The sequence below is a fragment of the Caulobacter sp. CCNWLW153 genome (genome assembly GCF_036889365.1).
Taxonomy (GTDB): Bacteria; Pseudomonadota; Alphaproteobacteria; order Caulobacterales; family Caulobacteraceae; genus Caulobacter; species Caulobacter radicis.
The window spans coordinates 85,190-101,333 of record NZ_JBAKFV010000018.1 but is presented as its reverse complement, the minus strand read 5'-3'; the positions used below and the strand labels follow the sequence as shown (position 1 = coordinate 101,333).

Genomic DNA, 16,144 nt, shown 5'->3' with positions numbered 1-16,144 from the left:
TCGGGAATGATCTTGGTCGGATCGAGCACGTCATAGGGCAGGGCGTCGGCGAAGGCTTGATCGAAGGCCTGCACGCCAAGTTCCCACTCGGGGAAGTCGCCGCGATCGATGGCTTCGAAGAGGTCGCGGCGCTGGAAGTCGGGATCGGCGCCGGCCAGCTTCACCGCCTCGTCCCACAGGGTCGAGGCCACGCCCTGTCTGGGCTTCCAGTGGAACTTGACGAAGGTCGCCTTGCCCTTGTTGTCGACCAGTCGGAAGGTATGGATCCCAAACCCTTCCATCGTGCGCAGCGAGCGCGGGATCGTCCGGTCGCTCATCGCCCACATGATCATGTGGGTGGCCTCGGGCATCAGGCTGATGAAGTCCCAGAAAGTGTCGTGGGCGCTGGCGGACTGCGGGTATCCGCGATCAGCCTCCATCTTCACCGAGTGGATCAGGTCCGGAAACTTGATTGCGTCCTGGATGAAGAACACCGGGATGTTGTTGCCGACGAGGTCCCAGTTGCCCTCCTGGGTATAGAACTTCACCGCAAAGCCGCGCACGTCGCGCGGCGTGTCGACGCTGCCGGCGCCGCCCGCGACGGTCGAGAAGCGCACGAACACCGGCGTCTTCTCGCCTGGGCGCTGGAAAAGGTCGGCCTTGCTGAGCCTGGCGGCCGCCTCGTAGGCCTCGAAATAGCCGTGGGCGGCCGAGCCGCGAGCGTGGACGATGCGCTCTGGAATGCGCTCGTGATCGAAGTGAAAGATCTTCTCGCGCAGCACGAAGTCTTCCAGCAGCACCGGACCGCGCGGACCCGCTTTCAGCTGGTTCTGGTTGTCGGAAATCCGCACGCCCTGGTTGGTGGTCAGGTGGCCGTCCGGCGTATGCGGGCCGCCGTCCGGAACGCGCTGATGGGTCTCGTCGCCGACGCCGCGCTCGGTGGTCATGCCCTTGGCCATGTCAGTCTCCTGGGATGGGATCGTGGGGCAATCCGAAAGCCCCAAGGCCGGTTCCGAGCGTGGCCGGACCTGGCTGATGATCGTGTGGGTGATGAAGCTGCGCAGAGCGGCCGGGCGTTGAGGACAGGCCATCCCAGAGGAGATCGCCGATGCCCGCCAAGTCCGCCGCCCAGCAGAAAGCCGCCGGAGCCGCCCTGTCCGCCAAGCGCGGCGACACGCCCAAGAGCAAGCTTAAGGGCGCGTCCAAGTCGATGCTGTCGATGAGCGAGAAGCAGCTGGAAGAGTTCGCGCATACCAAGCGCAAAGGCATGCCCGAGCATAAGCACTGACCAACGGCCCAACCGAGTGACGACTTGCTCCTGAAAGAGAGCAATCGCCGCCCGGTCGGCTTTCCTGGATCTAGTGGGAAGGCTGTTTGGAGAACTCCGCCATCAGCTCTTCCTTGCGCGCCGCCATGCGCTCGCCCATGGCTTCGAGGTCCTCGTCGCCCTTCTTGGCCTGGGCGAAGAAGCCGCCGGGCTGTTCCTCTTCCTTGACGTGGTGCTTGATGTACTCGCCCAGCACCTTGACCTTGGCGTCGTAGAACTCTTCGCCGGGCTTCATCGCCTCGATCTCGGCGATCAGCTTCTTGGCGCCGTCGTGCTCGACATAAGCCTCGTCGATCAGGTCGTCCTCCACCTCGCCGCGGCTTTCGGGATAGAGGATCTCCTCCTCGATCTGGGTGTGAACCTTCAGGGCCAGGGCGATCTTGTCGAACAGGGCCTGCTTGTCGCGATCACTCTCCAGCTGTTCGTACTCGTCGAACATGGCCTCCACCTCGCGGTGATCGGCCTTGAGCAGGCGAATGGCCAGAGGATCGCGCCGACCCGTGCGGCGGGTGCGGCGAGCCTTGGCGGATTTTCCCGATTTCGAGGCGGTTTTGGTGGCGGCTTTGGCAGTGGCCATGGCGACTCTCCCTGTGAGTTGATCGCCGCTTGAAGCCCGCGCCCTGGCTGCTGGTTCCTATGGCCATGCTAGTTGAGAGACGATTTCAGTCTCGCAGTGGCATAGAGCCATTATTCGCTAAAAATCAGTCAGTTATGGCATGTTGTTGGTCGGGTTTTCGACATAGGAACGGGTTCGATGCGCCCGCATTTGTGCTGAGCCGGAGCAACCGGCGAGCAGCCATTCAAGGGAGACGGCCATGGGCGAGAACGCCAACAACGATCAAAACCAGCAGGGCGACATCCGCCAGCCGCAACAACAACAGGACAACCCCCAGCAGGCCCAGCCGGATCAGCAGAACCAGCAGGGCGAGCGTCGTCCGGGCGAGCGCCAGAAAGGGCGCGACATCGAAGGCGAGGGCGATGGCCTCGCCAGCGGCGTCGACACCGGCGCGATCCAGCCGGGCAAGACCGGGCAAGGCGACGTGGAGCGCTAATCCAGGCGGAGGCCGGCCGCAATCTGTGGCAGATCGTGGCTGGCCGCCGATGTTCGAGATGTTCGGGTGTCAGATGGCATGCGTGTTCGAAGTGCGGCCTGGCTGAGTTCGAGCGTGAGCTGATCCGGTCGCGCACCAGCGAAGGGCGTGAACGGGCTAAGGCGCGCGGGGTCAAGCTTGGGCGGCACCACAGTCTGACCATCGCCCAGCGGACTTTCGTCGCCCAGCGGACTTTCGTCGCCCAGCGGACTTTCGTCGCCCAGCAGCGCGCCAACGGAGAAAGCGTGCGCCACCTAGCTCGCGTTCTGGGCGTCAGCAAGGCGACGATCGGCCGGATACCGCCAGCCGAAATTGATGCCGCGAAGCTCTAGAAGCTATTTGCTCAGCTTGCGGCTAACGCGAGCATGGTGAGCCTCAACCCGCTCGACCAGAGCATCCAGGAAGGCCTCGGCATCGGCGCCGACAAGTGCATTGCCGCTGCGACACTCGCGCTGCTGCTGCTCCAGGAGCAGGCCGAACGCCTGTTGCGCAGCAGAGAGCGGTTTGGTCGTGGAAGGATCGCGTTGCTGCGACATAGCTCCTCCTGCCGCCGGTTATCCCGACATACTAGTTCCAAACTTCGAATAACGCGCCGGTTGCACATGTGGACAGTGTGTTCAGCGATGCAGGCCGATAGCCGACGGATTTGTAGAGTGCGCCAGCCCGCTGGGCACCGACGTCAATGGCTGGGTAGTCAACGCCACTCGGCATGATCGTACAGCGCGGCCGCCGCTCTACGATATGTAGCGCGTGTTTGTGGAGCCAGATCGCCATGAAGGAAGTCGATCCAGATCGTGGCGGCGTAGCGCGGAATACCGAGGGCATCAGTCACGACCGGCCCAGTCAGGATTGCCGGTAGTTGTTGCGCGCCGAGCCGCTGAGAACGAATGAACTGCACTGACTCTTATCTCGTTGGTCGGAGCGAGATCAGTCAGTTCGAGCTTGGCCGTCAATGTCCGAATCTAGGAATGCTGAAAGCTTAGCGCGACGCGAGCCCCCGAACCGCTGCGCGTTGTGGGACCTCCGCGGCTCGGGGGATCGCTACTGGAGTACGGCGATGTGCAACACTTCCGAACATGCGCCTTCTTCCGATAATATTCCTTAGGCGATAAGGATTGATGCGAAACCGGAGATCGCCCGGTGTCCCTTGTCACTGACTCCAAATTCTGCGAGTCGCAGGTCGCTTGCCGCCGGTTGCTATAACGTTCCGGGTTTGCACGTTTTCTGACTCCAAATTCAGCGACCGAGCGGCCGCGAAAGCGGCGATGGAAGCCAGGATCAGCAAAGCCGCGGCGGACCTGGCGGTCGCCGCGCCTAGCCTCGCCTCAACGAAGGGCAAGACTTACGAGACCTGGGTCATGTTCGAGCTGGCCGCACGGCTCGCGGTCGATCACAAGGTCGAGGCCCGCAACAGCGCAGGGAAGCCGGCCACGAACCAGAAGCCCGTAGAGGCTTGTCGCGCGAAGTTTCGTAGATTCCAGGCTTAGCCAGCTTCTCGCCTAGCCATCGCGCCACCGGCGTCGAGACGGCGTTGCCGATCAGCGACCAGCGCAAAGAGGCCCGGCCCACCTCGGCAGCCGGCATTGTCCAATTTTCGTCGAAACCTTGAAGCCTTTCGGCGTCGCGGATGTCAGGCGTCACCACCTGTCCGTCGGGCAGCAGTATGGCCGGCGGTGAGGGAATGCCAATCGTCGAACCGTTCTTAAGCGTAGGAATGGCGTCCGGAGCCCATCCGAGTCCACGAATACCTTCGGTCCAGTAGAACCCATGGGCACGCATATCCAGTTCGGTGCCTGCCAGCACCGGCTCGGCTTCGTCGACCAGTACCACGTCGGCCGGATCGGCATCGGCACAGGTGGCCACGAACAGCACCCGGTTCCGCCGCTGCGGCAGGAAGGCGTGTGTGTTGACGACGCGATACGCCCAGCGATAGCCGCGAGCCTCGAACGCCTCAACCAAGGTTGTCATTGCCCGGCCTTGGTCGAGCTGGAGCATAAAGGAGACGTTCTCCAGCACGACCCATGGGACCTTGCGCGCGTCCAGAAGGCGGTAGATCTGATCGACTAGGCCCGAGCGCTTGCCACCGATTCCCGCCGTTCGTCCCGCCTGACTTAGGTCCTGACAAGGGAAGCCGCCGACTAGAAGATCGACCTCGTCTGGCAAGGCTTCGATCGACCGTACGTCTGTCTCGCATGGTACGCCGGGAAAGCGCGCGGCCAGCACGGCGCGAGCCGGCTCCCAGATCTCGCAGAACATCGCAGCCTCGTGACCCGCAGCCGAGAGCCCGACTTCGAGTCCGCCGATTCCGGCAAACAAACCCGCAACCTTCAAGCGTCTGGCTCCTCACACGGGGTCATCACGAATCTCCGGCCAGCATCGCTGAGATCGGCTTCATCGAGAAGCCTACCTGAGACCGTAGTTCTTATAACGTTCCCCGGAGCAAGCAAGTGCAGTTTCACTGCCGAACCCGGTGGCAACCCCGCGCCTCCGACGAAAATTCGGTGGATAGCCGGATCCGGACTTTACGCGCTTCTACGCGATCTTCGAGTAGCTTGAGGGCTTCGAACAGCAAAAAGTTAGTCGCGGATTTTGGATTCAGTTTCGGCGAGTTTGGAGTCAGTCGCGGGGTTTGGGGCCAGAGCCCGTGCTGTAGAAAGGATGCGGCTAATGGTCGGTTCGCTGACGCGGTAGAGCCTGGCCATTTCAGCCGCCGACTTACGTCCAGAGGTCACGTTCTCGACGACGTCCGCACGCTGCGCCGGGGTCAGTTTTGGGCGACGCCCACCGATACGGCCGGCGGCTCTCGCTTCGGCCAGGCCGGCGTTGGTGCGCTCGCGGATCATGGCGCGTTCGAACTCGGCGAAGCTGCCGACCATGTGCATCATCATGCGGCCCGCGGGGGTCGTGGTATCGATGCTTTCGGTCAGGGAGCGGAAGCCGGCGCTGGCGGCGTCGACCTTCTCCAGAATGTGCAAAAGGTCTTTCAGAGAACGGGATAGACGGTCGAGCTTCCACACCACGACGACGTCGCTGGTCCTTAGTTGATCGAGCATTCTATGCAGTTGGGGACGGTCCCATCGGCCGCCGCTGGCGGCCTCTTCGAACAGGCGCTCGCACCCTGCATCGGTCAGCGCGCGCTTCTGCGCGGCCGTTGATTGGTCGTCTCCCTTTGACACTCGCGCATAGCCGATGAGCATGGCGGTCCTTTCAAAAACCGGTTGCCTTTCAACTAAGTTATGAAAGAGGTTTTCGAAAGATGCTAGTTCCTGCCCTGGCTACTTGTGCGCCGCCCTTTCACAAACGGCCAATTGCGTTTTGATATTGTATATGGGAATATATTCCTAGGATCAAATCGGTGAAGCCGACATGAGCGGCCGCAACATATAGGAAAATATTCCCGCATATCCATCGCGACAATTGGAGAAGGCGACAGCCCGGTCAGGAAAATATTCCCATCCCTCGGCGTCTCACTGCTCGCGGAAGCTCCTGAACAGCCGCTGCTGCAGCGGCTCCAGCAGGTATTGCAGCGCCGTGCGCTTGCGTAGCGGCGCGACGACCTCGACCGGCAGCCCGGCTTTCAACGCAGGCGCTTCCCGGCCCGGCTGCCTCAGCGCGGCCAGTTCCTCCGGCGGCACCGCGACCTCGGCGCGGAAATAGCGCGCACCGGTCTTCTCGTCGGTGAAGCCGTCGGCCGACAGCTTGGTGACCGTGCCCTGCAGCAGCGGCAACTGGCGGTCGTGGAAAGCGGTGAACTTCACGTCGGCCCTCTGGCCCACATGGACGTCGTCGGCGTCGTTCGGCGCCACCCGGGCCTCGATGACCAGCGGCGCGCGCTGAGGCACGATCTCCATCAGGACGTCGCCGGGCGCCGCGACGCCGCCGACCGTGAACACCTTCAGGCCCACGACCTGGCCCGAGGCCGGCGCCCGGACCATGCCGCGCGACAGCTGATCGCGCGCGGCGGTCAACCTGGGCTTGAGGTCGTTGAGCTCGATCTCGGACTGGCGCAGGTCGGCGATCACCTCGTCCATGTGCTCGCGGTCGCCCTGCAAGGCCTGCATGCGGGTCTCGCCGATACCCTCGCGGGCGCTGGCGGCCTGGGCGCGATAGGCGCCGTCCGTGCCCACCAGATCGGCCGCGGCCCGTTCGAGCGCCCTCACCCGCGTCATCGGCGCATAGCCCTGGGCGGCCAGCTTGCGCATGCCTTCCAGCTCCTCGCCGATCAGCCGCTGCTGCTCGCGATTGGCGGCGAGCTGGCGGTTGTAGCCGTTGATCTGCTCGGAAAGCTGGCTGGCGCGCTCGCCCAGCACGCCGCGCCGCGAGGCAAGGGCCGCGCGCTGGGCGGCCAGCTGACGGCGCTCCAGGCCCATGGCCTCGTCGGCCAGCACCTGATCCTCGGTCGGCAGGCCCGCGAAGGCGACCGGCGTGATCGGCGCGGCCAGGCCGTCGCGCTCGGCGATCAACCTCGCCCGGCGCGCCTCGACCGCGAAGACGCGGGCGGCCAGAGCCCGCTCCTGGGCCCGGACCTCCTGGACGTTCAGTTCGAGCAGAACCTGCCCCTGCCTGACCTTGTCGCCTTCCTGCACGCGCAGGGCCGAGATCACCCCGCCCTCACGGTGCTGCACGGCCTGGCGGCTGCCGGAAACCACGACCACCCCCTGCGCGTAGGCGCCGGCGTCGAGCGGCGCGAAGGCCGCCCAGCCGAGGAAACCGACGAAGAACACGCCGGCGGCGGCCAGGCCGGCCCGAAGCTCCCAATTGGCGCCGTCGGCCGGCCCCTGCTCCTTGTAGGCCTCGACCGTCACCAGGGCGCCGGGCTTATGGATGGCGAGCGAAGCGGTCATGACGTCACCCCGAAACCCGAAGATCGGACGAGGCATTGGCCGGGCGCGGCAATCCCGCCACCCTCGCCTCCAGCGCCTGAAGCACCTCGCGACGCGGGCCGTAGAGATCCATCGCGCCGTCGCGCAGCACCAGGAGCTTGTCGGCCACGCCCAGTATGTTGAGGCGATGGGCGATCACCACCAGGGCCGCCCCCCTCGCCTTCTGGGCCGCGATCGCATGTTCCAGCGCCGTCTCGCCCTCGAAGTCGAGGTTGGAATTGGGCTCGTCGAAGACGAACACCTGCGGGCCGCCGTACAGCGCCCTGGCCAGGGCCAGGCGCTGGGCCTGGCCGGCCGACACCCCTGCCCCGCCTGGTCCCAACTGAGTGTCGTAGGCCTGCGGCAGGCGCAGGATCATCTCGTGCGCGCCGGCCGCCGTCGCCGCCGCCACCGCGCGCTCGTCGATCTCGCGCGGGTCGCTTTCGGTGATGCTGGCGAAGCGGGCGATGTTCTCCTTCACCGTGCCGGCGAACAGGCCGCAGTTCTGCGGCAGATAGCCCACGTGGGCGGCCAGGCGCTCGGACTGCCAGTCGGCCAGGTCCGCACCGTCGATGCGCACGCAGCCGAGATCTGGCGTGAGGGCCCCGACCAGCACCCTGGCCAGGGTGGTCTTGCCCGCGCCGCTGGGGCCGACGACGCCGATGATCTCGCCCGGATTGAGGTCGAAGGATATGCCGCGCAGGATCATGCCCGTGCCGTCGGGCGCGCGGACGCTGGCCTGCTCGGCGCGCAGCCGGCCCTTGGGCTCGGGCAGCAGCGTGCGGGTCGGCGTGGCCGGGGCGCGTTCGAAGAGATCGACCAGGGTGCGCAGGCCGTCGCGGGCCTGGATCACGCTCTTCCAGGCGCCGACGATCTGCTCGACGGGCGCCAGGCTGCGGCTGAGCAGGATGGAGGCGGCGATGACGCCGCCGGCCGAGATCTCGTGACGCACGGCCAGCCAGGCGCCGGTTCCCAGCGCCAGCGATTGCAGGGTCAGCCGCAGGAAGCGGATGAGGCCGGTATAGACCCCGCCGGTGAACTGGGCGTCGGCCTGCAGGCCAACGGCTTCGCGCCGGTCGAGCAGCTGGCGCACGATCAGCGGCTCGCGCATGCCCAGCGCCTTGACGAGCCCCCCTTGGCTGGCGATCGCCTCCTGCGTCGCATAGGCCTGGGCCGAGGCCTCGTTGAGGGCCTCCAGCTTGCCGCGGGTGGCCTGCTCGTTGAGGATGGCCAGGATCAGCAGCGCCCCCGCCCCGATCACCGAGATCACGCCCAGCAAGGGGTGCAGCACGAAGCAGAGCGCCAGGTAGATCGGGGTCCAGGGCGCATCGAGCATCGCCGTGGCGGCGGAGCCGGAGACGACGTTGCGGAAGGCGTCGAACTCGCGCATGGCCTGGCGCAACCGCGGTCCGGCGTCGGCGCCAAGGCCCCCTGTCAGCCGGGTCAGCACCTCGGGCGCCAGCAGGCGGTCGAGGCGCAGGCCGAGCCGCACCAGGATGCGCTGGCGAAGACTGTCGAGCACGGACAGGGTGGCCAGGGCGAAGACGACCGCCACCGTCAGAAACGCAAGCGACAGGAGCCCGCTGGTCGGCAGGACCCTGTCGTAGATCTGGAGCATGTAGAGGGTCGGCGCGAGGTAGAGGATGTTGACCAGGGCGCTGAAGCCGGCGGCGATCAGCAGATGCCGCCGGCAGGTCCTGAAGGCGTTGGCCAGCGGCTCGGGAAGGACGCGCCGTCCCGAGCCTCCCGCCCTATCCGCGCCGCCCCGGCCGCTCATGCGAGGACATCCTCGTGGTAGCGGGTCAGCATGGTCACGAACAGCTTGTCGTCTCCGTCGCCGGCGAAGGTGAAGCCGCTGATCGTGCCGTTGTTGTTGTAGTCGTCTAGGGCGGTGTGCAGTCCCGCGCCGGAGTTTTGCCAAGCCGCGCTGCTTTGCTTGATCGCCGCGCCGTTGAAGTCGGCGATCCCGTCATGATTGGCGTCGGCGTACTGCTGCAGCCAGTCGATCGCCTGGTTCATCTTGGCGGCGGGACTGTTCGGGTCGAGCGGATCGCCCGAGGCGTTGCCGGCCTCGAAGTTCAGCCAGGCGGCGATGACGTCGCGGCCCAGGACGTAGCGGGCGTCCTGCGAAGGCTTCTGCGAAGCGTCCAGCACCTTCAGCGCCAGGGCCAGCGACATCTGCAGAGTGTCCTCGCCGGCGTCGGTGATCCCGTTGCCGTTGTCGTCGCCCAGTAGGATGTAGCGCTCCTCCTTGTTGCTGTTGCCAGGGTCGGGACCGTCGACGATGCCGTTGTTGTAGGCCAGCAGCTCGCCGTCGGGGAAATCGGGACCGGACTTGGTCTCGTTGCCGACGGTGCCGTCCCAGAAGGTCAGGCCGTTTGGCGACAGCCAGAAGCCGGGAGTGCGGACGCCCACGCTGTCGATCAGGCCGTAGTAGTAGGCCAGGTCATGGTCGCTGGCCGTGCCGCCCGAATAGGTCCCCGACGCGGTGGCGTCGTTGACGTGCTGGCCGGCGGTCCAGGGCGCGGTGATCTGGAACTCGGTGCTGGCGCCGACCGCCAGATTCCCGAGCGCCCGGGCCGTGCCCGCCGCCGCGCCGTTCAGGTCGAACACCGAGTCCGTGACCGAGGCGTTGGTCAGGGTCACGTTGCCGGTGTTGGTGACCACGAACTTGAAGGCGATGCTGGCGCTGGAGGTGGCGATCGGCCCCAGCGGGCTGTCCGCGTCGTCCCAGGTCGCGCCGCCGTCGATCGAGACGTACTTCTCGATGTCGATGGTCGCCCTCTGCAGCACGGGCACGCTGGCGTCGTCGGTGTCCGGCCCGGTCTGGTTGGAGTCGGCCGTGGCCGTGTTCTCCAGCTGTCCGTCCCCGCCGCCGTTGGAGTCTAGCTCGCCTTGCGTGACGGTGTGCTGGGCCGTGTAGCCCCACACCTCGCCCACTTCGAGAAGGCCGTCGTTGTCGCCGCTGATGTCGGCGCCGCGGACCAGGGATCCGGCGTCGGCATAGGGGTCGGTGACGGTGACGCCGTCGAGCGTGGTGTTGCCGGTGTTGGTGACGCTGATCGTATAGCTGATCTGTTCACCGGCCGCGTCGGCCGTGCCTCCGGGGACGGTGGCGTCCTTGACGATGTTCAGGCTGGGCCGGCGATCGACAGGCACGCTGGCGTCGTCGGTGTCCGGTCCGGTCTGGTTGGAGTCGGCCGTGGCGGTGTTCTCCAGCTGTCCGTCGCCGCCGCCGTTGGAGTCGATCTCGCCTTGGGTCACGGTGTGCTTGGCGGTGTAGCCCCACACCTCGCCCACTTCGAGAAGGCCGTCGTTGTCGCCGCTGATGTCGGCGCCGCGGACCAGGGATCCAGCGTCGGCATAGGGATCGGTGACGGTGACGCCGTCCAGCGTGGTGTTGCCGGTGTTGGTGACGCTGATCGTGTAGCTGATCAGTTCGCCGGCCGCATCGGCCGTGCCTCCGGGGACCGTCGCATCCTTGACGATGTTCAGGCTGGGCCGGCGATCGACGGGCACGCTGGCGTCGTCGGTGTCGGGGCCGGTCTGATTGGAGTCGGCGGTGGCCGTGTTTTCCAGCGCGCCGTCGCCGCCGCCATTGGAGTCGATCTCTCCTTGCGTGACCGTGTGCTTGGCGGTGTAGCCCCAGGTTTCCCCGACTTCGAGCAGGCCGTCGTTGTCGCCCACGACGTCAGCGCCGCGCACGATGGATCCGGCGTCGGCGTAGGGGTCGGTCACCGTCACGCCGTCCAGGGTGGTGTTGCCGGTATTGGCGACAGTGATGACGTAGCTGATCTGTTCGCCGGCCGCGTCGGCCGTTCCTCCCGGCACCGTCGCATCCTTGGTGATGTTCAGGCTGGGCCGGGGGGCGACCGGGACGCTGGCGTCGTCGGTGTCGGGGCCGGTCTGGTTGGAGTCGGCCGTGGCCGTGTTCTCCAGCTGTCCGTCGCCGCCGCCGTTTGAGTCGAGTTCTGCCTGGGTGACGGTGTGCGTGGCCGTGTAGCCCCAGGTTTCACCGACCTCCAGCAGGCCGTCGTTGTCGCCCACCACGTCGGCGCCGCGAACGATAGAGCCCGCGTCGGCATAGGGGTCGGTCACCGTCACGCCGTCCAGCGTGGTGTTGCCGGTGTTGGCGACGGTGATGACGTAGCTGATCTGTTCACCAGCGGCGTCTGCCGTACCACCGGGGACGGTGGCGTCCTTGGTGATGTTCAGGCTGGGCCGGCGATCGACCGGGACGCTGGCGTCGTCGGTGTCCGGTCCGGTCTGGTTGGAGTCGGCGGTGGCCGTGTTTTCCAGCGCGCCGTCTCCGCCGCCGTTGGAGTCGATCTCGCCTTGGGTCACGGTGTGCTTGGCCGTGTAGCCCCAGGTTTCCCCGACCTCCAGCAGGCCGTCGTTGTCGCCCACGACGTCAGCGCCGCGCACGATAGAGCCGGCGTCGGCGTAGGGGTCGGTCACCGTCACGCCGTCGAGCGTGGTGTTGCCGGTGTTGGCCACGGTGATGGCGTAGCTGATCTGTTCACCAGCGGCGTCTGCCGTACCACCGGGGACGGTGGCGTCCTTGGTGATGTTGAGGCTGGGCCGGCGATCGACGGGCACGCTGGCGTCGTCGGTGTCGGGGCCGGTCTGGTTGGAGTCGGCCGTGGCGGTGTTCTCCAGGGCGCCGTCGCCGCCGCCATTGGAGTCGATCTCTCCTTGCGTCACCGTGTGCTTGGCGGTGTAGCTCCAGGTTTCGCCGACCTCCAGGAGGCCGTCATTGTCGCCCACCACGTCCGCGCCGCGCATGATCGAGCCGACGTCGGCATAGGGGTCGGTGACGGTGACGCCGTCGAGCATCACATTGCCGGTGTTGGCCACCGTGATCGTGTAGCTGATCTGTTCACCGGCCGCATCGGCCGTGCCGCCCGGGACGGTGGCGTCCTTGGTGATGTTCAGCGCTGGATTGCGGGTCAGGGTCACGCTTTCGGGGTCGGTGTCCGACGCCGTCAGGCCGCTGGCTGACACGCCCGTGGCCGTGCCGGTGTTGGTGTAGCCGCCGGCCTCGATCTCGGCCTGACTGAACACGTGCAACAGGCTGCCGGTGGCCGAGGCGCCGACAGCAAGATCGTCGGCCTGGCCGTCGCCGTCCTGGTCGGTCAGGCCGGCCAGAGCGATCGGGATGTCGTCGGCGGCGTTTCCGGGCGTGCCGTTGTCATCCACCAGGGTGACGTTCAGCAGCTTGATCGTGCCGGTGTTGGTGACCGTGAAATTGAAGAGCTGGGTGTCGCCGGCGTCATCGCCGTTGCCGTCACCATCGGTGCGCGTGCCGGCCGTCTTGACCACGTCGACCTGCGGCGGGATCGGCTGGTTGCCGATCTCGACGTTGTAGGTGGTGGCCTCGCTCAGGGTGACGGTCTCGAAGGCGCCCGTGGTCTGGGTCCAGCCTTCCTGCAGCACCTCGTCGACCTGCACCGTGCCCAGCGACAGCGGCAGGCCGCCGATCTGGAACGAGCCGTCGGCCTTGGTGACCGTCGAGCGTTCGCCGGAGTCGAGCACGCCGTTCTTGTTCTCGTCGACGAAGATCGTCCAGCCGCCGAGGCCGGCCTCGCCGGCGTCCTTGACCCCGTCGCCATCGGTGTCGAGGAACTTGACGCCGCTGATGATGGCGGCCTTTTCGGTGTTGAACTCCTCGAAGCCGTCGTCGGCGCCGTAGGTCGTGCCGGGCCGCCCGAACTCGGCGTACATGGTAATGTAGGCGGAGCTCAGGTCGGCGGCGCCGAACAGCGAGACCGGCACGTAGAAGACGTAGTCGTCATTGCCGCTGCCCGACGAGTGGGCGTCCATCAGCAGCGTCCTGTCGCCGCCGGCGTCGAGATCGAAGATCTTGGTGAAGTCGGCGTCCAGTTCCTGGGTGCCGGCGACATAGTCCGCGCCCGTAGCAGGGATCGAGGAGTAGTAGATCTTCATCGCGTTGAGCGCGGTGAGCGGGTTCTCGTTGGTCTCGTTGAGATCCAGCCGGAACTCCAGGTACTGCACGCCGTCGATCACCCGGATGGGGATCTGGTTGAAGGTCAGGCTGCTGGTCTTGGCCGCGTTGGTGTTCAGTACGCCGTTGGCGTCGGTGTTGAAGCCGTTTTCGTTGCCGTCATTGTCGCCTATGGCGAGGAACGGGTCGTAGTTGCCGGTGCCCGAACCGATCGCGTCGCCGCGCGTGATGATCACGCCGTTTACGGTCGTCGAACTGCCTGGTGCGGTGATGTCTATGTCGGCCATGACTTGCTCCCGAGCGCTCCGCGCGCGTGCCGTGAGGGCTCGTCCGCGCGATCCAAAACGAAAGCCTCGATCACAACGTCGACGGGGGAGACGGATACCGGGTCCGGGGTCGGCGTCGGAGGCGTGCGCGCGGATCCGTGAAGTTCGTGGCCGGCTGTCGGGATGCGGTCATCCGCCCTTCCCGCCGCCGATCAAAGATTTTCATGGAGCGCGAGGCGCCTACGCGAAGCGAAACAGCGGCTAGCGATCTGCCTAGTTCAGCTTTGCGTCAATCACCCAGCCTTAGCAATGACAAGTCGTCATGCAGAATGCATTATGGTGAATGCTCCAATCGCGGCCTTAATTGATCGCGAAGAAACTAGTCATCAGTATGCACTATACTTTCGCAAGGGTGGCAAGTTCTGAAAACTCGCCGCGATCAGAAGCGGCCGCGCAAGGTGACCCTGACGATCCGGCCGATGGCGTCCTGGTCGTCGCGGCCGTAACCCGGCGCGGGGCGACCATCGCCGAGCCTGGCCTGGAGGCGGGCGTCCAGCAGGTTCTCGATTTCCAGCCCCAGCCGCAGTCCGGAGATACGTGACGCGGGCGCGCCTGGCTCGGCGGCCGCGGCGGGTTTGCCCGCCGGCGCGGCGAACGTGTAGCCCAGCTTGAGGTCGATCCTGGCGAGGTCGGAGACCAGAAGGTCGCTCGGACCATCGGCGCCGGTGTCACGACGGGTGCGATAGCCCTGCCGCCACCGCGCGCTGGCGTTCAGCGTCCATTTGTCGCGGCGGGCGTCGAGGATGGCGGAGAACTCGTTGCGCGGTGAACCGCCGCCGTCGCCCGCAAGGTGATCCATGACGGGATAGCCCGCGCGAATGACGGTGACCTTCTTCAGTTGCAGCGTGTGGTTCAGCGACGCCCTGAGACTGGTGGCGGTCGGCGACGGCGCCTTGCCGCCGAACGGAAGATTGAAGGTCAGGCCCGACGCCAGGGTGTCCGATCGCGATGAGAGCAGGTTTATCGAGCGCTGGTCGATGCCGATCAGTCGCCCGTCGGCGTCCCGCTGGAACCGTTCGGGAAAGGCCGCCTCTAGCGCTGGGGTCACGGCCGGCAGGCCGCCGATGCCATCGCGGCTGTCGGAGGTGCGGTAGTTGATGTTCCCCGCCAGGCGCCAGGGCGTGACCGGACCGGCTGTGAGGCTAACGGCGATCCGCTCGGTGGTCTGCCCCTCCAGGGCGGGATTGCCGCCATAGAGCGGCAGGACCTCGACGGATTGGCCGGTGGCGAAATCGAACACCACGATCGGCTCGCCGTAGAAAGGCGCGTCGAACAGCTGCTGGTCGGACGGCGCGTCGTAGAACCGCGCCCAGGAGCCGTTCAGCCTCACGAGCTTGGTCGGCGACCACGACAGGGCGCTGGTCACGCCTCCTCCCCCGCCTGACCCGGTCTGGCGGCGCAGGTTGCCGCTGAGGTTCAGGGAGGCGCTGCCCAGATTGACGGGGCCAGCCTCCTCGCCCGCCTGCGGGGCGCGCAGCAGCGGGATCGACAATCCGCCGCGCATGTCGGCGCTGTCGACCGTCCGCTCGGTGGTCGTTCCCGCGAAGGTGGAGGCGGAGCTGATGCGCGAGACGCGGCCGCTGAGGTCCATCGTCAACCGGCCGGCGGGCAGGGTCAGAAGGGGGCGGTCGGCTGAGAGATTGAGGGAGATCGCGCGGTTGTCCGACTTGAGATCGGTCAGTCCCTCCTGGCTGCCCCGGGAGAGCTGTCCGTCCAGGCCGGCCCGCACCGACCAGCCCTTGACCTCGCCATTGGCCCCGGCGCTCATGTTGAGCCCGCGCTGCTGGCTCCGCAGGCGGGCCAACGCGTCATCGCGGCGCGAGACCGAGTCGTCGCGCTGGGCCCGGGCGCTGGCGCTGAAGGCGCCCTGCCACTCTCCCAGCCGGCGGTTGACCGACATGTTGGCCGTCACCGATGTGCTCTCGGGCTTGAGCGTGGCGCCCCGGGCCTCGGGATGGTCGCGCAGATAGTCGGGGCGCTCGTCGGCGCGCAGCGAGGTGTTTCGGGTAAGGCGGCCGCCCAACTGGCTGGTGTTCTCGTTGGCGATCGCGGACCGGCGGGCGTCGAGCATCAGCGTCGAGCGGTCCCCGGCCGTCGGACGGGCCAGCGCCGCCTGGCCGTCGCGGCTCTGGAAGTTGCGCTTGAGGACGATGTTGACCACCCGGCGGCCCGGATCGGCGCCATAGAGCCCCGCGGCCTGCTCCGGCAACAGCTCCACCCGCGACAGGGCGTCGGGCGGAAAGGTCATGTAGTCGCCGGCGTTCTGCACCCGGCGACCGTTGACGATCACCACGGGCGGGTCGGTCATGCCGTAGGCTGAGCTAATGCGGTCCAGCGCTTCGCCGATGTCGTAGGCGCCCAGCGCCTCGATCTCGTCGGGAGTCAGTTCTGTTTCGGGAGGCGTCCTGGCCGCCCCGCGGCGGGCCAGCACCTCGACCCCGGACAGCCGCACCGCCGCGTCTTCGCCCTCCTCGACCGCAGGGCTTGCCGCGGCGGCGGCCTGCGGAACGTCGGCAGGCAGGGCGGACATGAGAAGCAGCCAGTACATCGAGCACATCCAGCCGCATCACAGCCGCGAGTTGCAAGGCCTCTTA

11 protein-coding genes are annotated in these 16,144 nt (G+C 66.6%); 2 read left to right on the top strand and 9 right to left on the bottom strand.

All coding sequences use genetic code 11. From position 1 onward, the window contains the following. On the bottom strand, positions 1 to 938 hold a 938-nt coding region (locus tag V6S85_RS23090; protein ID WP_334350401.1), incomplete at its 3' end, for a catalase. Positions 939 to 1,087: 149 nt separating this feature from the next. On the opposite strand from V6S85_RS23090, the gene V6S85_RS23085 reads away from it, so the two are divergent. Continuing rightward, positions 1,088 to 1,267: a DUF3008 family protein gene (locus V6S85_RS23085; protein WP_116564298.1), complete on the top strand. Its 180-nt coding sequence runs from the start codon at positions 1,088 to 1,090 to the stop codon at positions 1,265 to 1,267. Between the two features lie 70 nt (positions 1,268 to 1,337). On the opposite strand, the gene V6S85_RS23080 is transcribed toward V6S85_RS23085, so the two are convergent. Then, a complete protein-coding gene (locus V6S85_RS23080; protein WP_116564300.1) occupies positions 1,338 to 1,883 on the bottom strand; it encodes a hemerythrin domain-containing protein in 546 nt (181 codons plus the stop codon). Positions 1,884 to 2,121: 238 nt separating this feature from the next. Here V6S85_RS23080 and V6S85_RS23075 point away from each other — a divergent pair, with 238 nt between their 5' ends. Further along, entirely contained in the window at positions 2,122 to 2,358 is a 237-nt protein-coding gene (locus V6S85_RS23075) for a hypothetical protein (RefSeq protein ID WP_207780676.1), read from the top strand. 374 nt (positions 2,359 to 2,732) lie between these two features. Here V6S85_RS23075 and V6S85_RS23070 read toward each other — a convergent pair whose 3' ends face one another. The 7 genes from V6S85_RS23070 to V6S85_RS23040 all read right to left on the bottom strand — a co-directional run bounded on the left by V6S85_RS23070 (position 2,733) and on the right by V6S85_RS23040 (position 16,080). Further along, the gene (locus V6S85_RS23070; protein ID WP_116564301.1) at positions 2,733 to 2,933 is read right to left on the bottom strand and encodes a hypothetical protein; all 201 of its coding nucleotides are present in this window, start codon (positions 2,931 to 2,933) and stop codon (positions 2,733 to 2,735) included. A gap of 820 nt (positions 2,934 to 3,753) precedes the next feature. After that, positions 3,754 to 4,728: a DNA cytosine methyltransferase gene (locus V6S85_RS23065; protein WP_334350400.1), complete on the bottom strand. Its 975-nt coding sequence runs from the start codon at positions 4,726 to 4,728 to the stop codon at positions 3,754 to 3,756. A 245-nt stretch (positions 4,729 to 4,973) separates the two neighbouring features. Next, the gene (locus V6S85_RS23060; protein WP_334350398.1) at positions 4,974 to 5,594 is read right to left on the bottom strand and encodes a recombinase family protein; all 621 of its coding nucleotides are present in this window, start codon (positions 5,592 to 5,594) and stop codon (positions 4,974 to 4,976) included. Between the two features lie 270 nt (positions 5,595 to 5,864). Further along, a complete protein-coding gene (locus tag V6S85_RS23055; protein WP_334350397.1) occupies positions 5,865 to 7,241 on the bottom strand; it encodes an HlyD family type I secretion periplasmic adaptor subunit in 1,377 nt (458 codons plus the stop codon). A 4-nt stretch (positions 7,242 to 7,245) separates the two neighbouring features. After that, on the bottom strand, positions 7,246 to 9,036 hold the full coding sequence (locus V6S85_RS23050; protein WP_334350396.1) for a type I secretion system permease/ATPase: 1,791 nt from the start codon (positions 9,034 to 9,036) through the stop codon (positions 7,246 to 7,248). Beyond that, positions 9,033 to 13,511: a beta strand repeat-containing protein gene (locus tag V6S85_RS23045; RefSeq protein ID WP_334350395.1), complete on the bottom strand. Its 4,479-nt coding sequence runs from the start codon at positions 13,509 to 13,511 to the stop codon at positions 9,033 to 9,035. The genes V6S85_RS23050 and V6S85_RS23045 overlap by 4 nt, the downstream gene beginning before the upstream one ends. A 418-nt stretch (positions 13,512 to 13,929) precedes the next feature. Next, positions 13,930 to 16,080 (bottom strand): TonB-dependent receptor, encoded by a 2,151-nt coding sequence (locus V6S85_RS23040; protein ID WP_334350393.1) that lies wholly within the window; start codon positions 16,078 to 16,080, stop codon positions 13,930 to 13,932. Positions 16,081 to 16,144: the final 64 nt, after the last annotated feature.

Coding starts and splice junctions, on each gene's coding strand:
- V6S85_RS23060 (WP_334350398.1), bottom strand. CDS start 5,594: ATGCTCATCGGCTATGCGCGAGTGTCAAAGGGAGACGACCAATCAACG.
- V6S85_RS23075 (WP_207780676.1), top strand. CDS start 2,122: ATGGGCGAGAACGCCAACAACGATCAAAACCAGCAGGGCGACATCCGC.
- V6S85_RS23050 (WP_334350396.1), bottom strand. CDS start 9,036: ATGAGCGGCCGGGGCGGCGCGGATAGGGCGGGAGGCTCGGGACGGCGC.
- V6S85_RS23055 (WP_334350397.1), bottom strand. CDS start 7,241: ATGACCGCTTCGCTCGCCATCCATAAGCCCGGCGCCCTGGTGACGGTC.
- V6S85_RS23070 (WP_116564301.1), bottom strand. CDS start 2,933: ATGTCGCAGCAACGCGATCCTTCCACGACCAAACCGCTCTCTGCTGCG.
- V6S85_RS23045 (WP_334350395.1), bottom strand. CDS start 13,511: ATGGCCGACATAGACATCACCGCACCAGGCAGTTCGACGACCGTAAAC.
- V6S85_RS23085 (WP_116564298.1), top strand. CDS start 1,088: ATGCCCGCCAAGTCCGCCGCCCAGCAGAAAGCCGCCGGAGCCGCCCTG.
- V6S85_RS23040 (WP_334350393.1), bottom strand. CDS start 16,080: ATGTCCGCCCTGCCTGCCGACGTTCCGCAGGCCGCCGCCGCGGCAAGC.
- V6S85_RS23080 (WP_116564300.1), bottom strand. CDS start 1,883: ATGGCCACTGCCAAAGCCGCCACCAAAACCGCCTCGAAATCGGGAAAA.